This is a genomic window from Pedobacter alpinus, from assembly GCF_042684645.1.
Lineage (GTDB): Bacteria > Bacteroidota > Bacteroidia > Sphingobacteriales > Sphingobacteriaceae > Pseudopedobacter > Pseudopedobacter alpinus.
Map to the genome: position 1 here is coordinate 1 of NZ_JBHULV010000014.1, position 19,727 is coordinate 19,727.

21 protein-coding genes are annotated in these 19,727 nt (G+C 32.6%); 11 read left to right on the forward strand and 10 right to left on the reverse strand.

Annotated features, from left to right (window positions below; all coding sequences use genetic code 11):
• The first annotated feature begins 387 nt into the window (after positions 1-387).
• From ACFSSE_RS04725 to nhaA, 4 genes are all read left to right on the forward strand, one after another.
• Positions 388-1,080 (forward strand): hypothetical protein, encoded by a 693-nt coding sequence (locus tag ACFSSE_RS04725; RefSeq protein ID WP_379100755.1) that lies wholly within the window; start codon positions 388-390, stop codon positions 1,078-1,080.
• 301 nt (positions 1,081-1,381) lie between these two features.
• Positions 1,382-1,717, forward strand: coding sequence for a hypothetical protein (locus tag ACFSSE_RS04730; protein ID WP_379100757.1), 336 nt, complete (start codon positions 1,382-1,384; stop codon positions 1,715-1,717).
• Positions 1,718-1,799: 82 nt separating this feature from the next.
• Positions 1,800-2,660, forward strand: coding sequence for an HAEPLYID family protein (locus ACFSSE_RS04735; RefSeq protein ID WP_379041767.1), 861 nt, complete (start codon positions 1,800-1,802; stop codon positions 2,658-2,660).
• Between the two features lie 184 nt (positions 2,661-2,844).
• The gene (gene nhaA, locus ACFSSE_RS04740; RefSeq protein WP_379041769.1) at positions 2,845-4,008 is read left to right on the forward strand and encodes a Na+/H+ antiporter NhaA; all 1,164 of its coding nucleotides are present in this window, start codon (positions 2,845-2,847) and stop codon (positions 4,006-4,008) included.
• 190 nt (positions 4,009-4,198) lie between these two features.
• Here nhaA and ACFSSE_RS04745 read toward each other — a convergent pair whose 3' ends face one another.
• Positions 4,199-5,104 (reverse strand): hypothetical protein, encoded by a 906-nt coding sequence (locus ACFSSE_RS04745; RefSeq protein WP_379041771.1) that lies wholly within the window; start codon positions 5,102-5,104, stop codon positions 4,199-4,201.
• A 285-nt stretch (positions 5,105-5,389) separates the two neighbouring features.
• Between ACFSSE_RS04745 and ruvX the strand changes: the two genes are divergently transcribed.
• Complete coding sequence (gene ruvX / locus ACFSSE_RS04750; protein WP_379041773.1) at positions 5,390-5,812, forward strand: Holliday junction resolvase RuvX; 423 nt, start codon at positions 5,390-5,392, stop codon at positions 5,810-5,812.
• Positions 5,813-5,814: 2 nt separating this feature from the next.
• A complete protein-coding gene (recQ, locus tag ACFSSE_RS04755; RefSeq protein ID WP_379041775.1) occupies positions 5,815-7,923 on the forward strand; it encodes a DNA helicase RecQ in 2,109 nt (702 codons plus the stop codon).
• 50 nt (positions 7,924-7,973) lie between these two features.
• On the opposite strand, the gene pgl is transcribed toward recQ, so the two are convergent.
• The 6 genes from pgl to ACFSSE_RS04785 all read right to left on the reverse strand — a co-directional run bounded on the left by pgl (position 7,974) and on the right by ACFSSE_RS04785 (position 14,615).
• A complete protein-coding gene (pgl, locus tag ACFSSE_RS04760; RefSeq protein ID WP_379041777.1) occupies positions 7,974-8,696 on the reverse strand; it encodes a 6-phosphogluconolactonase in 723 nt (240 codons plus the stop codon).
• The gene (zwf, locus tag ACFSSE_RS04765; protein ID WP_379041779.1) at positions 8,693-10,213 is read right to left on the reverse strand and encodes a glucose-6-phosphate dehydrogenase; all 1,521 of its coding nucleotides are present in this window, start codon (positions 10,211-10,213) and stop codon (positions 8,693-8,695) included. Before zwf ends, pgl begins: the two co-directional genes overlap by 4 nt.
• Before the next feature lie 255 nt (positions 10,214-10,468).
• Complete coding sequence (locus tag ACFSSE_RS04770; RefSeq protein WP_379041781.1) at positions 10,469-11,206, reverse strand: ROK family protein; 738 nt, start codon at positions 11,204-11,206, stop codon at positions 10,469-10,471.
• A gap of 156 nt (positions 11,207-11,362) precedes the next feature.
• The gene (locus ACFSSE_RS04775) at positions 11,363-11,917 is read right to left on the reverse strand and encodes a hypothetical protein (protein WP_379041783.1); all 555 of its coding nucleotides are present in this window, start codon (positions 11,915-11,917) and stop codon (positions 11,363-11,365) included.
• Positions 11,918-11,936: 19 nt separating this feature from the next.
• Positions 11,937-14,213, reverse strand: a complete 2,277-nt coding sequence (locus tag ACFSSE_RS04780) for a TonB-dependent receptor (RefSeq protein ID WP_379100760.1) — start codon at positions 14,211-14,213, stop codon at positions 11,937-11,939.
• Positions 14,214-14,279: 66 nt separating this feature from the next.
• On the reverse strand, positions 14,280-14,615 hold the full coding sequence (locus tag ACFSSE_RS04785) for a hypothetical protein (protein ID WP_379041786.1): 336 nt from the start codon (positions 14,613-14,615) through the stop codon (positions 14,280-14,282).
• Between the two features lie 103 nt (positions 14,616-14,718).
• On the opposite strand from ACFSSE_RS04785, the gene ACFSSE_RS04790 reads away from it, so the two are divergent.
• Complete coding sequence (locus ACFSSE_RS04790; RefSeq protein ID WP_379041788.1) at positions 14,719-15,060, forward strand: hypothetical protein; 342 nt, start codon at positions 14,719-14,721, stop codon at positions 15,058-15,060.
• A gap of 50 nt (positions 15,061-15,110) precedes the next feature.
• Here ACFSSE_RS04790 and ACFSSE_RS04795 read toward each other — a convergent pair whose 3' ends face one another.
• Positions 15,111-15,632 carry a hypothetical protein gene (locus tag ACFSSE_RS04795; protein WP_379041790.1) on the reverse strand — a complete coding sequence of 174 codons (522 nt, stop codon included), beginning with the start codon at positions 15,630-15,632 and terminating at the stop codon, positions 15,111-15,113.
• 159 nt (positions 15,633-15,791) lie between these two features.
• Between ACFSSE_RS04795 and ACFSSE_RS04800 the strand changes: the two genes are divergently transcribed.
• Together ACFSSE_RS04800 and ACFSSE_RS04805 are read left to right on the forward strand one after the other, a co-directional pair.
• Entirely contained in the window at positions 15,792-16,109 is a 318-nt protein-coding gene (locus ACFSSE_RS04800; protein ID WP_379041791.1) for a YbaB/EbfC family nucleoid-associated protein, read from the forward strand.
• 6 nt (positions 16,110-16,115) lie between these two features.
• Positions 16,116-16,808 (forward strand): metal-dependent hydrolase, encoded by a 693-nt coding sequence (locus tag ACFSSE_RS04805; RefSeq protein WP_379041793.1) that lies wholly within the window; start codon positions 16,116-16,118, stop codon positions 16,806-16,808.
• Between the two features lie 47 nt (positions 16,809-16,855).
• Here the strand turns inward: ACFSSE_RS04805 and ACFSSE_RS04810 are convergent, their stop codons facing one another.
• Together ACFSSE_RS04810 and mutY are read right to left on the reverse strand one after the other, a co-directional pair.
• Positions 16,856-17,311: a single-stranded DNA-binding protein gene (locus tag ACFSSE_RS04810; RefSeq protein WP_379041795.1), complete on the reverse strand. Its 456-nt coding sequence runs from the start codon at positions 17,309-17,311 to the stop codon at positions 16,856-16,858.
• 17 nt (positions 17,312-17,328) lie between these two features.
• A complete protein-coding gene (gene mutY / locus ACFSSE_RS04815) occupies positions 17,329-18,387 on the reverse strand; it encodes an A/G-specific adenine glycosylase (RefSeq protein ID WP_379041797.1) in 1,059 nt (352 codons plus the stop codon).
• A gap of 167 nt (positions 18,388-18,554) precedes the next feature.
• Between mutY and ACFSSE_RS04820 the strand changes: the two genes are divergently transcribed.
• Positions 18,555-18,854, forward strand: a complete 300-nt coding sequence (locus tag ACFSSE_RS04820) for an HU family DNA-binding protein (RefSeq protein ID WP_379041799.1) — start codon at positions 18,555-18,557, stop codon at positions 18,852-18,854.
• 1 nt (position 18,855) lies between these two features.
• Complete coding sequence (locus tag ACFSSE_RS04825; protein WP_379041801.1) at positions 18,856-19,713, forward strand: tetratricopeptide repeat protein; 858 nt, start codon at positions 18,856-18,858, stop codon at positions 19,711-19,713.
• The last annotated feature ends 14 nt before the right edge of the window (positions 19,714-19,727 follow it).

Here is a 19,727-nt window from a genome sequence, read left to right on the forward strand (position 1 = left end):
AACAATGGACTGTCCGAATTTTTACCCGATTGCTTTATTAATGATTGTATTACTTTCTTTTGTACTATTGTCATCAGGCCCGTATTTTTTCTTTTTTTTGGGTTTCGCAACTCAAAATTAGAATTATACAGGCCTTTTTTGTATATTATTTGTTCGGACAGTTATGACAATATCTGACTTATGTATTTTCATATTATTAAATATACTACAAATATATTTATAACTTACAAATAAAAGAACTAATAATATTAGTAAATCCATATCTACCCTTTCTTATGAAAAAAAAGGCAGCTTATAACAAAGGTTTTGTCCTACTTAGGCTGACCTGCAATAAAATTCTGTTGTTCTGTTTTCTTCTTCATTTCTTTCTATTTTGTTCTTCTGCTAATGCCTTGTAGTACAAAGCCTGAATACGGCACAGGTGACCACAATCAACTTAGTAGAAAACAATTAGATAATCAAATGAAAATGATTTGCTCGATATTAAAACTTATTCTTGTAGTAGGGTTTGTATTTTATTTGACAAGTTGCAGTAACAAAAGTGATGCTAAACAGACTTCTCAAAAACAAACACAAGACACAGCAAAAGGACAAAAATTTGAACCCAATAACAATCCATATTTAGAATTACGAAATATGGCATTGAATGCTACACCTGAACAACTTGTAATCGAATTACCAAAAGACAAAACAAAAATATATGGTGTTGTTATTGACTGGGGTTTAGAAGAAGGAACTGCAACCCTTGTAGCTTTTATGAGAGGAGATGCAAGTTTATATCTAAGTTCTGGTGGTGGAATAATGGGAGGTGTTGGACGTGAAAATGTACAAAAAGCTGTAAAAAACTTTATTGATAAATCTGAAACATATTTAAGAAAGACCACGAAAACAGAAACTACACCACAAGCAGAAAAAAACGATGTGAAATTTTACTTTCTAACAAACAATGGAAAATATGTTGGACAAGAAAGTATGACTAATATTGAAAATAACACTTCTGGATGGTTGCCATTATTTGAAGAAGGCAATAATTTAATTACAGAAATCAGAAAGTCAACCAAAGACAAAAATTGGGAATAGTACCTAATGAAAAAGAACGAAGTGCTAACTTGGTTTTGCAAAAGGCTTTAGTACTAGGCTGAACAATTGTACTTTCTTTTAGCTTTTGTACTTTCTAAACCCCACCTTCGCCAAGCCCAAAACCGTTACACCAGCATTTCTATGCTTTAAAACACATATTATCATACTTTTCAATTCCTACTTTCCTCCCACAATTACTAAATTAGCAATCACATCATGAAAAAAGATAAAAGAATGTTAATTTTGGACCGTGTTTAGTCAAATAAGAAATAGCATATTTAGCAAAATCCTTTGGACACTTATGGGGATTCATCTTTTTAACGTTAGTGTTGATACGAGAGATCCTAATCCCGAACATATCACTGAAGATTTATCAATTAACGATCAGGAAAGTATCATTGAAATAGTTTTTGAACAAGTTTTAGGTTATGAAGATGCTTTTAAAGAATATGACGACCATGATACAGAAGACCACAACAAAAAATCGAATGTTAAAATTGATTTAAGCACTTATTATATAACTGAAATCATCTTTAATAAAAAATCAAGAATAAAATCTCGACAAAATTTTCCTGATTACACGACCTTTTTGACTGAAGGTTTTAAAAAACTCCATATTCCACCTCCCAAGATTTAATTTGTTTTACAGTTAAACTAACTCCTGTTGTCTTATTACATGACAGCGGTATAATTTATTATGCTAAAAAAACAAATTAAAAATGTATTTAAAAAAACCATTGATGCTAATGCTGCTATTAGCATACTCAACATATTTATTTGCACAAAATACAAATACTGAAAAAGATAGTATTTATATCCAACAAGTAGAAAGCCATAAAGAACCTGTCAAGGTATTACACGCAGAACCTCTCTATATAGACCTTATACGAGATTTGGGAGCAAGGAAAGGAGAAAAGGAGTGGAACGTTGGTTTAGGTTTAACAGATAATTTAAAATTTGATGCATACGAAGCCTTAATTGAATATGAATGGGCTCCCGTAAACAGATTGGGTTTTGAGGTAGAGTTGCCTTTTACTTTTTACTCAGCACAAAGCGGAATGGGAAATGAAGAAGCGCCATCTAATAGCTTAAATAGTATAAAAATAGCAACTCAATGGTCATTTTTTGTTAGTGAACCACTGGCTACTTCTATGGCAATTGGCTATATTAACGAGTTTGAACTGTCCAATTTCAGAAACTTTGGGAACCCATTTATTACGGGCAATGTGTACAACCCATTTTTTGTAGTTGCAAAACGTTGGGGAAGTAACTTTCATTCGTTAATTTACACTGGGCCAATGATTAAGCAAAATTTCAAAAACAACCATTTTCGTTTTGCATACGATATTAATACAAGTTTTCATTATATGATTACAGGCACAAAAAACTTTCTTGGTGTTGAATTTAATAAGACTGTTGAAAATGGCCAACTGGATATGACCATGCGGCCACAAATGCGTTTAGGAATTGCTGATAACTTATTGATTGGGATTGTCGCAGGAATTCCTTTAAACAAAGAAAACGAAAGATTAAGCTCTTTTTTACGATTGATATGGGAACCAAATAGCAAGCATAAATAAGTTAAGGCTTAGAAAATTTATAGAAAACAGGAGTTTTGGGCTAATTTTTGTAAGCAAATTAGTTTTTAATTACCTTAATTTTAAAGGGCATGTATTTAAACTTAATAACATTTTTGTACTAATGTTATAGCAAAGTCACATCATCTACACATATAATTATTTAATAAATATTTAAAAATAGGTAATGAAAGCAACTAAACTTTTTAAAGAATTTTTTGAAAGTGAAAAAGCAGGAGGTCTCGTTTTAATAGCTTGTACACTTGTTTCTCTTGCCTTAGCTAACTCAAACTTTGGAGCTAATTATCAAAGTTTTTTTCAAACCAAACTTACAGGCTTGTCTATTGAGCACTGGATAAACGATGGGTTAATGGCCATCTTCTTTTTACTAATAGGCTTAGAATTAGAAAGAGAAATTTATAAAGGAGAATTATCTAATTTTAAAGATGCTTTGTTTCCAATTTTTGGAGCTATTGGCGGTTTAATATTTCCTGCAGGGATTTATCTGTTATTTAATTATGGTTTAACAACCCAATCCGGAATTGGAATTCCGATGGCAACAGATATTGCGTTTGCATTGGGTATTTTATCACTTTTAGGTAACAAAGTGCCACTTTCATTAAAAGTTTTTTTGACAGCGTTAGCCATAATTGACGATTTATTTGCAATCATAATTATAGCTGTTTTTTATACCAAAACTTTATTTTTTACTAATTTATTTATAGCATTAGGTGTTTTTGCGCTATTGCTGATATTTAACAGACTTAAAGTTAGAAACCTTTTTATCTATCTTATTGGCGGCGTAGTAATGTGGTATTTTATGTTAAATTCTGGCGTTCATGCTACTATTACAGGGGTTTTATTGGCATTTGCTATTCCGTTTGGTAACGGAGATGAGGCATCATCTTCTTATAAACTACAACACTTTTTACATAAGCCAGTTGCATTTGTAATTTTACCCGTTTTTGCATTAGCCAATACTGCAATTATTTTTAGCGGTTCAATTGCTCAAATACTTTCAGAAAACTATAGCTTAGGTATTTCATTGGGGCTAATTACAGGCAAGCCACTGGGTATATTTCTTTTAACATTTTTGGCTGTAACATTTGGACTATGCAAGCTTCCTAAAGACTTAAATTGGAAATCTATTTTTGGGGTTGGTCTTTTAGGCGGTATAGGTTTTACCATGTCTATATTTATAACCTTACTTGCATTTGATAACCAAGTTATCATCAATAATTCAAAATTAGTAATACTTTTTGCATCATTAATTGCAGGGCTTTTAGGGTTTTTGACACTAAAATTTTCGCTAAAGCCAATCTTAGCCAAAGAAAAACTTAATGTAGAATAAGGCAATGGCATTAAATTGAGAAGTGGTGGGAGTTGGCAAAAAAATATACAGTTGAATATAAAATGATAAGAAATAATCAAGGTATTATATTTATAAAAAAAGTTTACAAGCTGCTAAAAAATAAGGGATTTTGTTTCAAACAAAATCCCTTATTAAAATATAATGCCCAACTGCTTGCTGACGCAACAAATTATCTTAAACTAAAAGTACCTCTTCCCATGGTGTAACCATCAGCATATAATACAACGGTATAAGTGCCAATCTCAAAAGCATTTCTGTTGGTCCAATCAAGTGTAAAGTTTTTAGCTTCGCCATTAAACTCAACAGATGTTTTGTAGGTGTATTGCAATTCTTGGTCGTTAGCCATAAAACTACCACCTTCTCCAATTATTAAATTTCCTGCGGGGTCTAAAACTCTCATCAGTATGGTGTGCGATCCTTTTTCGGCAATTGGGTTAGGGTTAATTGTAAAATTAACCTTAATTTTTTGTGCGGTATTTGCTCTCGTAACATCTGTTTCTTTACCATTAGATTTTATTCTGAAAGTACCAATATCAACCCTAGTAGTTTTTAAAGCCGCAGCAGCTTTCACTTTCACATACAAAGAATCATTGCTTCTACTTAAGTTATTAGCCAGTTCAGTAACATTGTTTACTGTAGATTTTAAACTGTCCCTTTCTCCGGCTAAAGCAGCATTCTTCTTCAGTAAATCATCAATATCATTGGTGTATTTACCTACAAAATACCGCAATTGTTTAACATCTTCTTTCGCTTTAGCTAATTCGCCAGCAGTTAATTGGCCTTTGTTTAAAGCAACTCTTAACTGTGCAATTTTTGCCCTAAGTTCTTCATCTTTAGCTTTAAGCTCTCCAGAAAGTTCGCCGGTTGTATTGTTAGCTTGTTCAAGTTCGGTCTCTAATTTTTCTAGTTCTGTTTGCAAAGCAGTTTTTTCATCGCTTACAGTAACAATTCTTTGATCCGATTTAGTTTTTTGGAAAAATAAATAAACATTCGTTCCCAATAAAGCTACTATCACCGCAATAAGAAAATATATCTTATTGGTATCTTTCTTCTTCTTTTGCTCTTGATTATCCATTTTATTTTTTTGTGTGTTTCAAATTAACAAAAATAGTTCCAATTTTGACCATTAATTTTTAAGGAATATTAAAAAATTTAAGTTCATTTCTAAAACGTTAGAATTTGTTAATTGATATAATTAACCTTTAGCAGCTTTAATTTTTTAAATTTGGAATTATTTTACGCTTCATCAATTCATTAATTTACTAATCACAAATACAATTTTTTGCGGTATAGATTTTTAACATTAAAACTTTAAATCTTGCTTTTAGCATCAATATAAGCTTCATAATTTTTTATAAACATGGCAAGAATAATGGCATTCGATTTTGGTACAAAACGTTTAGGAATTGCAGTTACCGACCCTTTAAAAATGTTTGCAACTGCTTTAACAACCATACACCCAAAAGATACAATTATTTTTTTGCAGCAATATTTGAATACAGAAGCAGTAGAAACTTTTGTAGTTGGAGAACCTAAACAAATGGATGGTACTGCATCACAATCTGCACAAGATGTTAGAGGTTTTGTAACCATATTAAAAAAAAATTTCCCAAATATTCCGGTTCAAATGATTGACGAGCGTTTTACCTCTAGAATGGCAAGTCAGGTGATTTCTCAAAGCGGCTTAAAAAAATCTGACAGGCAAAGAAAAGATTTGGTAGATACAGTAGCCGCTACCATTATTTTGCAATCATACTTAGAAAAAATAAGCTTAAACTTTTAATCATGTTGGCTCCTAATAAACTACTTAAAAAACATTTTGGATACGATAAGTTTCGCCCACAGCAAGAAGAAATTATTGAAAAAGTTTTAAGCAATGCCGATGCTTTAGTTTTAATGCCAACCGGTGGTGGAAAATCTCTATGCTTTCAAATACCAGCTTTAATGCTTATGGGTACTGCAATAGTGGTTTCACCATTAATTTCATTAATGAAAGATCAAGTAGATGCTTTAAATAATAACGGTATTGCTGCTGCTTTTTTAAATAGTTCGCAAACTTTTGAGCAACAACAATATATTTTAGATGCTTGTCACAATCAGCAAATTAAACTGCTTTATGTATCGCCAGAGAAATTAATTTCCGATATAAACATCATCAGCCAAGCTTGTAATATAAGTTTATTTGCTATTGATGAAGCACACTGTATTTCATCTTGGGGACATGATTTTAGACCAGAATACACCCAATTAGGTTTTTTAAGAGAGCGATTTGCCCACGTTCCTTTTATTGCATTAACTGCAACCGCAGATAAAGTAACTCGCAGAGATATTATGAAGCAGTTAAAGCTTAAGAACCCACAAGTTTTCTTAAGCTCTTTCGATCGTAAAAATTTGAGTTTAGATGTTCGCATCGGTGTTAAGCCTAAAGAAAAAATAAAAGAAATTATTGATTTTATAGGTACCCGTAAAAATGAAAGCGGCATTATATATTGTTTAAGCCGTAAAAAATGCGAAGAAGCTTATGAGGCTTTAGCAAATGCAGGTATTAGCGCAATGTATTACCATGCAGGTATGAATAGTGAGATTAGAGCTACCGTACAAGAACGTTTTATAAAAGACGAATTACAAGTAGTTTGTGCAACTGTTGCCTTTGGTATGGGGATAGATAAATCTAACGTACGTTGGGTAATACATTATAATTTACCTAAAAATATGGAGGGTTATTACCAAGAAATTGGTAGGGCAGGTAGAGACGGTTTACCATCTGAAACTATTTTGTATTACAACTATGCTGATATGATGTTGCTGAACAAATTTGCAAGTGAAGGCACACAAGCTGATGTTAATTTAGAAAAGCTAAAGCGCATACAAAATTACGCTGAGGCGGATAGTTGCCGTAGAAAAATTTTATTGAATTATTTTTCAGAAAATTTGACCGAAAACTGTGGCAATTGCGATGTTTGCGAAAATCCACGGAAACATTTTGACGGGACTATTATGGTACAAAAGGCATTATCAGCCATTGTGCGCACCAACCAAAAAGAAGGTGCAAACATGATAATTGATGTGTTGCGTGGCTCTAAAAGGCAAGAAATTGTTGCTGCCGGTTACGATAAGATAAAAACACATGGTGCCGGTGCAGAAATACCTGCTTTTGATTGGCAACGTTACATGATGCAAATGCTAAACATAGGAGTTTTAGAAATGGCTTATGATGAAAATTTTGCTTTGCGGATGACTGCTTTGGGGAAAGAAATATTGTACAATAACCAAAAAGTAGAGCTTACTGTTTTGCAAACACTTATACCTTTAGAGCAAACTATTAAAACCAAAAGAACGCAAGCTATTAGCCCAGATGAGGAGTTGTTTAACAAATTAAGAGCGGTAAGAAGTAAATTTGCAAGCCAAGAAAATGTGCCTGCCTATGTTATTTTTTCTGATGCAACGCTAAAAGAGATGGCGCAAGAAAAACCTATTACTGATGCAGATTTATTGTTAATTGGCGGTGTTGGCGAGCATAAATTAGAAAAATACGGACAAGCATTTTTAAATGCAATTATAGATTTTAATCCAAATTCTGGCATAAAAAAAACAAGTACTTTCCAAGAAACTTTAGCCTTGTACAAGCAAAACATTGCAGTAGAAGAAATTGCCAGAATTAGAAGTACTGCTTTACCTACCGTTTTTTCTCATATAGCGCAGCTTTACATTAACGGTGATATTGATCAATTATCTCAGTTTGTTACCGAAGATGAAGTGATGCAGGTAAGGGAAGCGGTTCAGAAAATAGGGGAGACCAAAGCTATGAAACCAATATTTGAGTACTTAAAAGAAGGTGTGGCTTACTATAAAATTAGGTTAGCCTTAGCTATTTTAGAGAAAAGACGCCAATAAAAGAGGGTTTCATTTTTTGAATGAAACCCTCAATAATTCTTTATAAACACTTATTTTTTCTCAAGCTTACTCACAGCAGCTTCATCTACAAACCAGCTTAAATTACCATTAACAGGCTTAATTAATTGAGCTGGGTATTGTTCAACATCTTTTTCACCTTCTAAAACCGCTTTAATCGCGTCGGCTTTATTTGCTCCAAAAGTTAAAAATGCAATTTCTTTTGCTTGGTTTATTAATGGTGCTGTAAAACTAATTCTGTAAACTTTTTTATCTTCTAAATAAACTTCCTTTACAAGCTCTTCGTCAATCCAAATTAAAGCTGTATTTGGGAAAATTGAAGCTGTGTGTGCGTCATCACCTAAACCTAAAATAATTAAATCAAAGCTGGTTTTATTATCAAAAAAAGCACAAATACTTCGTTGGTATTCTAATGCTGCACTTGCAGGGTCTAAACTGGTGTCAACTTTAAAAATTTGATTTTCGTTAATTGGTAAAGCATCAAATAAACCGTTTTTAGCTAATAAATAGTTACTGTCTGCATGGTCATGTGCTACGTAACGTTCATCCCCAAAAAAGAAATAAACTTTAGTCCAATCAATTGCTTCAGCATAATTATTGGCCAAAACATCGTATAATTTTTTTGGCGAACTACCACCAGATAGCGCAACAGAAAATTTATTGTTTTGAGCGATAGCTGTCTTTGCTTTTTCAACAAATACTTTTGCTAAAGCTTCTATAGCTTCGTTACTTTCTTTAAAAACGTTTAAACTCATTTTTTGTCTGTTTTTTTAATGGGTAAAGTAAACCAATGGAAACCATCTTTGGCAATTAAAGCTTCTGCGGTTTCTGGTCCCCAACTATCGGCAGAGTAATTAGGGAAACTGATACTTTTTTTAGATTCCCAGCTTTCTAAAACTGGCATAATTAAATCCCAAGCGGTTTCTACTTGGTCACCACGCATAAATAATGTTTGGTCGCCTTTCATGGCGTCTAATAATAAAGTTTCGTAGGCTTCTGGGCTATCGTTTTCATAAGTGCCATCGTAATTAAAAACCATGTCAACAGGGTTTAAAATCATATCTACACCTGGTCTTTTTGCTTGTACTTGCAAACGGATACTCATTTCTGGTTGAATACTAATAATCAACCTGTTTTGTTGCCAACTTTCTGATGATTGAGAAGGGAAAATTAAATGCGGAACATCCTTAAATTGAATACTGATGATTGAAGATTTTTGATGTATCCTCTTACCAGTTCTTACATAAAAAGGAACATTTTGCCATCTCCAGTTGTCAATAAAAAACTTCATTGCAGCAAAAGTTTCTGTATTAGAATCTTTATTTACACCTTCTTCTTCTCTGTAACCAGCTACTTTTTCGCCTTTTACCCAGCCCTCACTATATTGGCCACGTACGGTATTATTTCTTAATTCCTCGGTGCCAAACTTACGCATAGCTCTAAGTACATCAACTTTTCTATTACGTATTTCTTCCGCATCAAAATTTACTGGTGGTTCCATTGCAACTAGGCAAAGCACTTGTAAAATATGGTTTTGTACCATGTCTCTTAAAGCGCCAGAACCATCGTAATAACCGCCTCGGTCTTCAACACCAATATCTTCTGTAACAGATATTTGTACGTGTTCTATAAAGTTTCTATTCCAAATTGGCTCAAAAAGTGCATTTGCAAACCTAAAAGCTAACATGTTTTGAACCGTTTCTTTACCTAAATAATGGTCTATTCTGTAAATCTGTTTCTCTGCAAAAATACTACTCAGTAAATTATTTAGCTCCTTTGCCGATTCTAAATCATGACCAAATGGTTTTTCAATTACAATTCTTGTTCTAAGACAATCACTTGCCGAATCTAATTTTGCAAGATTACTAGCTATTATAGGAAAGAAATTTGGTGCAACAGCTAAATAATGAATAATTGCAGGTTTTTCTGACCATTCCGCCTCATGCTTTTCAATAATAGATTGCATTTTTAAATAATCACCTTCGTTGTTAACATCGGTTCTTAAATAAGTGATACGACTAGAAAATTCAGCCCATTTTTCTTTATCGGCTTTACCACTTCGTGAAAATTTATTGACACCTGCCAATAGATTTTTTATGAAACTTGAATCATTATAATCCGTACGGCCTAAACCTACAATGGCAAATTCTTTATGCATGTAATTCTCTAAAAATAGATTATACAATGCAGGAATTAGTTTTCTTTCAGCAAGATCACCCGTACCGCCAAAAATCATAAATATTGTTGGCTTTGGTTTAATGTTAGATTTCATTTATTTGTTGTTCGGTTTAGTTTAAAGGTTAAATTATATGCTTTAAAATGGTTGGTTTTTTTCTCGGTTTCTGAGTTTAAAATAGTGTGATTACAAAAAATAGGATTGGTTTGCCAATTTGAAAGATTTATGATTAAACATTAATTTTAAGCGGTATCCAAATCCACGTTTTAAATTTTGATTCTTAATTGCCCCAAAAGTATCAATTGTTTTAATTGATTTTTGTATTAATTTAAAAAAATGAAATTCAAAAGATTAAGGTTTAACCGTTTTAACGCTATAGCTTTCTTCAATTGCCCATAAAAAGACGCCACCCTTTATTCCGTCTCTATTGTTTACTACTTTAATATTAGCATCTAATTTGAAATTTATTTTCTTAGAATTTCCTCCGCTAAGGTATAAATGATCGTAATTAATTACTGTTTTAAATGTTTTTAAAACTTCTTTAAGTTTTTCGTTCCATTTAACTTCTCCATCTTTTATCAAAGCATCATCACCAATAAACTCATCATAATCTATATCTTTCCTTACTGGTAAATGTGCTAATTCTAAATGAGGCAGTAAGGCACCATCCATAAAAAGTGCCGTACCAAAGCCTGTACCCAAAGTAATTACCATTTCTAAACCTTTACCTTTTATTAATGCAAAACCTTGTAAGTCGGCATCATTTACCAAACGTACAGGCCTTTTAAATTGTGTGGCTATTGCTTTACTTAAATCAAAATTTTCAAATGCTTTGTTGTTTAAATTTGGGGCGGTAAAAACAACACCTTTTTTAACAAAACCGGGGAAACCCACTGCTATTTTATCAACCTCAGGAAAATCTTTAGTTAAAGTTTCTATAGCTTTCAATACTTTTTTCGGATCTGCTTTTTCAGGAGTTTCAATCTTTTTATACTCATGTACAGATTCTCCATCCTCACTTAATACTGTAGCCTTAATATTGGTGCCGCCAATATCAATCACCAATATATTTTCTTTTTTAATTTTCATTTTTTATGTTTTAAGATATAAGGTTTTGGATTTGTGCAAATTTGCAAACAATTTTATGCTAAAAGCATAAATAATTAAAAGTTAAGGTAATAAACAAAAAGAAAAGGAGCTAAAAATTTTAGCTCCTTTTCTTAAAATATAATTCAAATTGAATTTTTAATTTACTACTGCTAATGGAAACGTAGCTTCTAAATCAGTGCTTCCAGGTGTTTCAGTGCCGTTTTTAACACCATTAGGCTGGTGTCTTAAAACAATTGTAAATGTACCATTACTTGCTGCACCGGTTGTGCCTCTGGCAGTAAAGCCTACTGGTAAATTTTTCGAATCGACATCAAAATTGCTAAAAGTTAAATTAGCCCCAGTAGTTTTATAAACAAACAAATGTTCGTCTTTTTTTTCTTCAACTTCTTCCTTAACGTCCTCCGCAGGATTTTCAGTTTCATTTAAAATAGAAGTTACAGCAACATTATATACTTTATTAGCTTTTAAAGATAAATTGCTAATTACTGGCGCATTGCCACCATCACCGTCTAAATCTCTGTAGGTAATAGTTTTAACATCCGTAGCATCTGTTGTATTTGTAAATGTTAAAGAAATAGTTGTAATTAATTCTTCTTCATCAACATCGGGTAAATTGTCTTTTTTACAAGCGTTTAAAGAAATTGATACAATTGCAAAAGCGAATATTAAATATTTGAATGAATTTTTCATAATCTGTTTTTTTAATGTTTTAAAATGGAATTTTTATTCTAAAAATAAAGTTTCTGCCTTGTTCATCGGCAAAGTATCTAAACCTATTTAAGTAGTTTCTGTAAGCTAAGTTTGTTAAGTTTTGTACGGTTAAACTAAAACCTACCTCTTTTTTGAATAGGGTAATTTTTGTACTTACATCTGCACTAAAGAGGGTGTAAGCTGGGGGTGTTGCTGCATAATCTTGTGATTGTAATACTCTGTTTTGTCTGTTTGTGTGGGTTAGGCCAAAGTTAACAGTACTATTATGAAGTTTACCAATCTTCTCTATATTCCAGATGGCACTTAATCCATATTGGTCTGCAGGAATAAACTCTAAAAACGTATCCTTTGCTCTATCAATTGCTCTAACCATAGAGTATTTAGCTTGCAATTCTACACTGTTTACTATTTCAGTACCAGCTAAAAAATCTATCCCAGTAAAACGGGCATTTACTTGTTTGTAATTAAAAGTTGGATACGCACCTCTGCTGGTTAAAATGAGTTCTGTTCCGGGTTTTAAATAAATATAATTATCTATTAGGTTCAGATAAGCATTTACATCAAATGTAAACTTACCTTGTTCCTTCTTTAATCCTGTGGCAAAATTAAGTGCACTTTCTTCTTTCAAGTTTCTATCGCCAATTTCAAAAGTTCCACTGCCTTGGTGTGTCCCAAAGCTAAATAACTCGTTAATAGACGGTGGTCGCCAGCCCTTACTAAAAGTAAAATTTGCTAGAACAGCGCTTCCAATTTGGTAATTACCGCCTAAAGAAGCAGAAAACTGACTAAAGTTGAACTCCGGTCTTATTTCAGGTGAAGTACTTACATTTGGGTTTTCACGCAATCTGGCTACCATATATTTATAGTCAAATCGTAATCCCGCTTCTATTTCAAACTTATTACCAACATACTTTTCTGTTGCGTAAACACCATTTGCTAAACTGTTAAAGAAAGGCACTAAATACCTACCATCGTAAAAATTTTGCTGAAAAATAGCATTGTAGCCTATTTTACCTTTAATGTTTTTGCTTAAACTATGGTCCAAGTGAAAATCCAAATTATGTGTACTTAGCTCAAATCTTAATTGGTAAGATTTACTTTGCGATGCTCTAATTTGATCATACTCTTCACGGTTATTCTGTTGAAAGCTATATTGTAATTCTAGCTTTCCCATATTAACCAATTTAAAAGCCTTCAACTTTAAAATACTATGACTAACTTGCTGGTAAGGCCTATCAATTTCATAACCAAAATCTGCATCAGGTAATGGTCTAGTGCCATTAATTGCATTTTGCAAATCTGTAGTACTTCCAATCTGAGCGCCAGAAAAAACACCAATCTTAGTAATAAAATTACTTGCGTAAACTTCAAATCCAAATTTGTTTTTTTGATAACCTGCCATCACAGCGCCATTAAATTGCTGGAAACCTGTATTGTCTAAATAATAATCTGGCGTTTTGGCATTGCCTGCAATTTGAGAAGTTAGATAGGCTCTCCAGCTCCAATTTTTAGATGAATTTTCTACCCTTGTGTTAAATAAAGCTTGTCCATTATTGCTTCCGCCAACTAAATTAACTTCACCATTAAATCCGCTTTGATATTGCAAAGGTTTAGGTTCTACTAATATTACTCCGGCTATAGCGTCAGATCCATAAGCTACCGCAGATGCTCCTTTTAAAACGATAATTTGATCTGCAATTAATGGGTCAATTTCTGGTGCATGTTCTACCCCCCATTGTTGCCCCTCTTGCCTAACACCAGCATTATAAATTAATACACGGTTAGAGTGCATGCCATGTATAGCAGGTTTAGAAATGGAAGGACCGGTTTGTAAAGATGTTAAACCCGGTATTTTTTTTAAAGCTTCGCCAAGGCTTGCACCTTTAGTCAATTCTAAATTTATACCTGTTAAAACAGATCTGGTTTGTGTAGGGGTTTCAATTATCTTTTTCTCGGTAATTACTACTTCGTTTAAAGCATTATCATCCATTTTTAAAAAGAAATTTAATTCTAAGTTTTTGGCAATAGTTATTTTGCGAATAACTTTTTGGTAACCCAAAAAAGAAATTTCTACAGTATAATCTCCTGCACACAAATTTTCGAAATGAAAATGACCTTCATAATCTGTAACCGTTTGTAGGTTTTTTTCAGCTAGCTTAATAAACGCACCTGGTAACAATGTTTTAGTTTGGTTATCATATACATTACCAAAAAAAGTATAGTTACAGTTTTGCGAATAGAGTTGTTGGCTAAAGCTTAATAATGCAATAAGCATTAAAAACTTAAACCAATTTTTAAAACACATGGAATAATTAATTAGTGATAATTATTAAATAAAAAATTATGCAGCAATTAATACAGGAGGGGCTTTATTTCTACAGAAATATAAATATTTGGTATAACGTTTATCTTCAAAATTTACAATTAAATCTATAAAAGGGCCATCAAAATTATCTGATTGTTGAATGTTCGGAATATTCCCTATAAAAACAGCATCAGAAAAAGTATGACAGTGTTCGTCATGAGATTTAATGTGGTTTTCGCAAAATTTAAGATTACAATCAACAATAGGTAAAAAATGATGATTGTGAAAAATATTATGCAAAGGTATAGAGGCACTAGTAATGGCTACTAATAATATAATACTATAAATATATTTTACTGCCCTTTTAAGCATAGCCACAAAATTAACTATTTTAGCCTAAAAAAAACTTTTGGTAGGTAACAATATCCGTTACATTACATTAAACAAACAAAAACATCATCTATCTTTGCTTAACATGAAACCAGCAGAAGTCAATCAAAAGTTTAAAGAACTTCAACATAAATTAGCCATACAGTTTGATAGTGATACGCCAGATATTAAAGTAATTTTATTTTTAATTGGCGTACAGGAATTAGGTAAAGGCCCTAAAAAATTTAGTAAAAGACAAAAGGAAGAATTAATGCACATTGCAAATTGCAGGCTTTTTTCTGAATTGGGTTTTTACGAATTAGAAGGTGTTGACCAAGACGGCTGGCCACATTGGCGTGTAACCAAACCTATACCTGCCTATACTGTATTGGAGCAAGAAATGCTGATGAAAACTTTAATTGTAAAGTATTTTGAAGATGTTTTTTAACAAAAAAAGCCGCTATAAGCGGCTTTTTTAATTTTCATAGGTGTATGAAATTATTTGTTTGGTCTTTTAAAAGCATAAGCTAATCTTACAGCAACCATTCCGTTACTCACATCGTTTTTATATTCAAAACCCTCATAACGTAAAGCAATATCCCATTTGTTGTTAGCATAACCTAAACTTGGAGCCCAAGCAAATGCAGTTCCAGCACCATTTCTAGTTCCAAAAGCAACACCTGCTTCTGGTTGTACGTAAAATGTATTTCCGAAGAAAAATTTTGCACCAGCCTTTAATGGAATTAAATCACTTTGTTGGTTACCTTCTGGACCACCAACAAAACCATAATAACCAGTTGTTAAGGTTAAAGAAGTTCTTTCTCCTAAGTCACGCTGTAATCTCAAATCGGGAGCTATAACAATATCGCCCATATTTGATTTTGTTGGAACACCAATGCCTAAGGCACCACTTAATCTTGTTACATGTCCTTTTTCTGAAGTTTGCGCCGAAGCATTTGTAAATTGTATTAGGGCTAAAACAGCTACTGCAATAATCCCTTTAAAGTTAATTTTTTTCATAATCATTAATTTTTTATTGGCTTAAGCAAGAGCTGTGCCAAGTTATCCCTGTTATTGTTCTACATTCTACAATATTCTGTATCACTGATGATTATAAAATTATTTCTTTTGTTTAAAAAAAGAACGATTTTTGCAAGTGTATAATAAAAACCCACTAAAATGTTTGATAAACTATTTGAAGCACAGCAAAAAGCCGAGGAGGCTAAGAAAAGATTAGACGCTATAATGGTAAGCGCAGATGCACAAAATGGTGCAGTAAAAATAACAGCTACAGCATCTAAAACTATAAAAACTATAGAAATTGACGAGAAATTTATAGAAGAAAATGGTAAAGAAGGCTTAGAAGAAGTTTTAGTCATCGCTATAAATAAGGTTTTGGCACAAGCAGAAAACGTGTCTCAGGCAGAGATGGCAGCAGTAACAAACCAAATGTTAGGTGGAATGGGCGATTTAGGTAGCCTATTCGGTAAAAAATAATTGACAATGGAGATTAACTATTTAGGACATTCTTGTTTCATCATCAGTGTAAACGGAAAAACTATATTGATAGACCCTTTTATTACCCCCAACCAATTAGCTAGACATATTGATGCAAATGAAATTGTTTGTGATTATATTTTAGTAAGTCACGGACATGAAGACCATGTTGCAGATTTGGTTGAAATAGCAAAGCGCACCAATGCTAAAGTGGTAAGTTCTTTCGAGATTATAGCGTGGCTAAAAAAACAAGGTATTGAAAACGGACATCCTATGAATTTAGGTGGGAATTGGGATTTTGATTTTGGTAGTGTGAAAATGATTTACGCTGCACATTCTAACTCTTTACCTGATGGTACTTACGGAGGAACAGCTTCGGGCTTTGTAATTAAAGCAGAAGGAAAGACCATTTATTACGCTGGTGATACAGCCTTAAACCAAGAGATGAAGCTTACTGGGGAGATATTTGATATTGATTATGCCTTTTTACCCATTGGCGATAACTTTACAATGGGTATTGATGATGCCATTACTGCCTCCAAATTTATCAATTGCAAAAACATCATTGCGATGCATTATGATACCTTTGGATATATTAAAATAGATCATGAAAAAGCTAAACAAGCTTTTGCTGATGCTGGCTGTGATTTAAAAATATTACCAATTTCTGTTGCTGAGGCAGATGCTTTAACCATCTAAAACCAAAAACAGCGAATTTATTCGCTGTTTTTGGTTTCAAATAAGTTTTAAAATGGCAAATCGTTTTCAGCTTCGTCTAAACCAAACTTTCCTGTGCCTAAATCTTTAGGACCTTCTTCTGAAACTTCGTTGTTATTACTGGATGATGCAGGCGTAGTTGGACCTTCAAAATCGCTTTTTCTGCCTAACAAAGTAAAATTCTCTGCAACTACTTCTGTACTGTATTTTTTATGGCCCTCTTTATCTTCAAAAGAGCGAGTTCTTAATTTACCTTCAATGTAAACCAACTTACCCTTGTGTAAATATTTTGCAGCAACATCAGCCAAACCTCTCCACATTACAATGTTATGCCATTCGGTTTGTTCAATACGCTTTCCATCTTTGTTGTAAGATTCTGATGTAGCTAAAGGAAAACTTGCTACAGTTACATTTCCGTCTAAATGCCTCACTTCTGGGTCTTTACCCAAGTGACCAACTAAAATAACTCTGTTAACGCCTGACATAATTTAAGGGATAAATTTTAATTGAATTTATGAATTTTTTGTAGGAACGCAAAAATTAATTTCGGCATTCCATAATTATAGATTTCATCAACTTTTACCCAAATGCCATCATTTGTGTTTATGTTATATTTTTCTGCTACACTAATTTCTAAAAACTGAGCATAAATTTTTTGATGCGTTAAAATGTGTTTTATTTTTTCTGATACTGATTTTATAGCTAATATTTTTTTAAACCATTTTTTATAATCAGCATGGTTTAGTAGTTCTGGTAATTCTGTTGTTTCTGTAAACTCAACGCTTGGTAAATCATATAATCCAGCCCAAATATCATTGTTGTTTCTTCGTTTTATTAATATTTCGTTTTGTTCATTAATTAAAATCAAGAAATAAAAGTAGCGTTCTTTTATTTTTAACTTTTTAAGTTTAACAGGTAAATCATTAATTTTTTGATGCTTGTAGGCATAACAACTTTGTATAAAAGGGCATATTTGGCAATTGGGGTTTTTGGGTTTACATTGTAATGCACCAAACTCAATCATCGCTTGGTTGTGCTCACCAGCGTTATTTAAATCCAATAAATCATCGGCCACAGCCTGAAAGCTTTTTTTACCTTCTGTAGAATTTATAGGTGTATCAATACCAAAATACCTAGCCAAAAGTCTATATACATTACCATCTACCACAGCTTTAGCCTCATTATTAGAGAAAGAAGAAATTGCGGCTGCTGTATATTCTCCAATACCAGTTAAAGTGATTAAATCTGCATAAGCTGAAGGAAAAACACCGTTAAAGTCACTCACAATTCTTTTTGCAGTTTTTAGCATGTTCCTGCCTCTAGAGTAATAGCCTAAGCCTTGCCATAAGCGTAAAATTTCATCCTCAGATGCTTCCGAAAATCTTTTTACAGTCGGAAATGCTTCCGAAAATTTTAAAAAATAAGGCATACCTTGTTCAACTCTTGTTTGTTGCAAAATAATTTCAGACAACCAAATTAAATAAGCATCGTTTGTATTTCTCCACGGGAGGTCTCTCTTATTGTTTCTATACCAGGTTATTAACTCGTTTGAGAAGTTCATTTATTCAAATTAATGTAAAAAAATACAGGTGCAAATTGCTTAATTATTGTCTAACAAGGGGTTGAAATAAAAAAATAAGTATTTATTTTTCATATTCAACTAAAAGCAATACTTTTGCAACCCCAAATCACTGCACAACATAATAATTTTAAAAGAATATATATACAATGACAAAGGCAGAAATTATAGCAGAAATTGCTAACAAAACCGGAATTGAGAAGGTAGATGTACAAGAAACGGTTGAAGCTTTCTTTAAAGTAGTAAAGAACTCAATGGTAAGTGGAGAAAACGTATATGTAAGAGGCTTTGGAAGTTTTGTAGTTAAGAAAAGAGCTGAAAAAACCGCAAGAAATATCTCAAAAAATACTGCGATTATCATTCCAGAACATTTTGTTCCAAGTTTTAAACCAGCAAAAGTTTTTGTTGATAAAGTAAAAACAGGTAATAAAGTTACCGCAAACGCTTAATATGATGCTTAAATCTAAACAATACATTTTAATAGGAATAGTAGCTTTACTAGTTGTTGTTTTGTATAATTTAGATATTAAGGGTTTAGTAAAGCAAGAGGGAGAGAATGAAGGAATGCAAAATACGGCAACTTCTAACGATAAATCCCAAACTGTTGAGGTTGAAGCAGCGAGTGTAATTTCTGTGAGTAAACAAATGATAAATGAAAGCCTAGCGGCTGATATTGAAAAACTTGAAAAAGATTTAGCAGCTGCTTCTGCAGATGAGAAAATAAGTTTACAAGAGCAAATTGCTAAAAAGTGGGATGATGTAAATCAATCTGCGGCAGCAGCTTTTTCTTACGAATCAATTGCGAAAGCAAAACCAACATTAAAAAACTGGTTAATTGCTGGCGATAGATTTACAGAAGGTTATCAAAATTTTAGAGATACTACAGCTACTTTAGGTTTATTAAATAAAGCTATAAATGCTTACAATAAAGCTATCGAGATAGATTCTACTAATTTAGACGCTAAAACAGGTTTAGGCGTAGCTTATGTTACTGGCACACAAAACCCAATGCAGGGTATTCAATTGCTTTTAGGAGTAGTTAAAGAAGACCCTAAAAATGAAAAAGCAAACATGAATTTAGGTATGTTTTCTATGAAATCAGGCCAATTTCAAAAAGCGGTGGATAGGTTTAAAACGGTTATAGCTGTAAAACCAACACCAGAAGCATGGTTTTATTTAGGAACCAGCTACGAAAATTTAGGTCAAAAATCAGAAGCTGTTTTAGCTTATGAGAAAAGCAAAGAGTTAGCTGCAGATCCAAGTTTAACAGAATTTGTTGACCGTAAAATAAAAGAATTAAGTAATTAAAATAATTAAATAAA

What these genes read in the sequence shown, in the direction of transcription:
- ruvX (WP_379041773.1), top strand. Translation starts at nt 5,390, where the DNA reads ATGGCAAGAATAATGGCATTCGATTTTGGTACAAAACGTTTAGGAATT.
- ACFSSE_RS04795 (WP_379041790.1), bottom strand. Translation starts at nt 15,632, where the DNA reads ATGAAAAAAATTAACTTTAAAGGGATTATTGCAGTAGCTGTTTTAGCC.
- ACFSSE_RS04730 (WP_379100757.1), top strand. Translation starts at nt 1,382, where the DNA reads ATGGGGATTCATCTTTTTAACGTTAGTGTTGATACGAGAGATCCTAAT.
- ACFSSE_RS04725 (WP_379100755.1), top strand. Translation starts at nt 388, where the DNA reads ATGCCTTGTAGTACAAAGCCTGAATACGGCACAGGTGACCACAATCAA.
- ACFSSE_RS04745 (WP_379041771.1), bottom strand. Translation starts at nt 5,104, where the DNA reads ATGGATAATCAAGAGCAAAAGAAGAAGAAAGATACCAATAAGATATAT.
- mutY (WP_379041797.1), bottom strand. Translation starts at nt 18,387, where the DNA reads ATGAACTTCTCAAACGAGTTAATAACCTGGTATAGAAACAATAAGAGA.
- ACFSSE_RS04735 (WP_379041767.1), top strand. Translation starts at nt 1,800, where the DNA reads ATGTATTTAAAAAAACCATTGATGCTAATGCTGCTATTAGCATACTCA.
- ACFSSE_RS04775 (WP_379041783.1), bottom strand. Translation starts at nt 11,917, where the DNA reads ATGAAAAATTCATTCAAATATTTAATATTCGCTTTTGCAATTGTATCA.
- ACFSSE_RS04810 (WP_379041795.1), bottom strand. Translation starts at nt 17,311, where the DNA reads ATGTCAGGCGTTAACAGAGTTATTTTAGTTGGTCACTTGGGTAAAGAC.
- zwf (WP_379041779.1), bottom strand. Translation starts at nt 10,213, where the DNA reads ATGAAATCTAACATTAAACCAAAGCCAACAATATTTATGATTTTTGGC.
- nhaA (WP_379041769.1), top strand. Translation starts at nt 2,845, where the DNA reads ATGAAAGCAACTAAACTTTTTAAAGAATTTTTTGAAAGTGAAAAAGCA.
- pgl (WP_379041777.1), bottom strand. Translation starts at nt 8,696, where the DNA reads ATGAGTTTAAACGTTTTTAAAGAAAGTAACGAAGCTATAGAAGCTTTA.
- ACFSSE_RS04790 (WP_379041788.1), top strand. Translation starts at nt 14,719, where the DNA reads ATGAAACCAGCAGAAGTCAATCAAAAGTTTAAAGAACTTCAACATAAA.
- ACFSSE_RS04820 (WP_379041799.1), top strand. Translation starts at nt 18,555, where the DNA reads ATGACAAAGGCAGAAATTATAGCAGAAATTGCTAACAAAACCGGAATT.
- ACFSSE_RS04780 (WP_379100760.1), bottom strand. Translation starts at nt 14,213, where the DNA reads ATGCTTATTGCATTATTAAGCTTTAGCCAACAACTCTATTCGCAAAAC.
- ACFSSE_RS04825 (WP_379041801.1), top strand. Translation starts at nt 18,856, where the DNA reads ATGATGCTTAAATCTAAACAATACATTTTAATAGGAATAGTAGCTTTA.
- ACFSSE_RS04800 (WP_379041791.1), top strand. Translation starts at nt 15,792, where the DNA reads ATGTTTGATAAACTATTTGAAGCACAGCAAAAAGCCGAGGAGGCTAAG.
- ACFSSE_RS04785 (WP_379041786.1), bottom strand. Translation starts at nt 14,615, where the DNA reads ATGCTTAAAAGGGCAGTAAAATATATTTATAGTATTATATTATTAGTA.
- ACFSSE_RS04805 (WP_379041793.1), top strand. Translation starts at nt 16,116, where the DNA reads ATGGAGATTAACTATTTAGGACATTCTTGTTTCATCATCAGTGTAAAC.
- recQ (WP_379041775.1), top strand. Translation starts at nt 5,815, where the DNA reads ATGTTGGCTCCTAATAAACTACTTAAAAAACATTTTGGATACGATAAG.
- ACFSSE_RS04770 (WP_379041781.1), bottom strand. Translation starts at nt 11,206, where the DNA reads ATGAAAATTAAAAAAGAAAATATATTGGTGATTGATATTGGCGGCACC.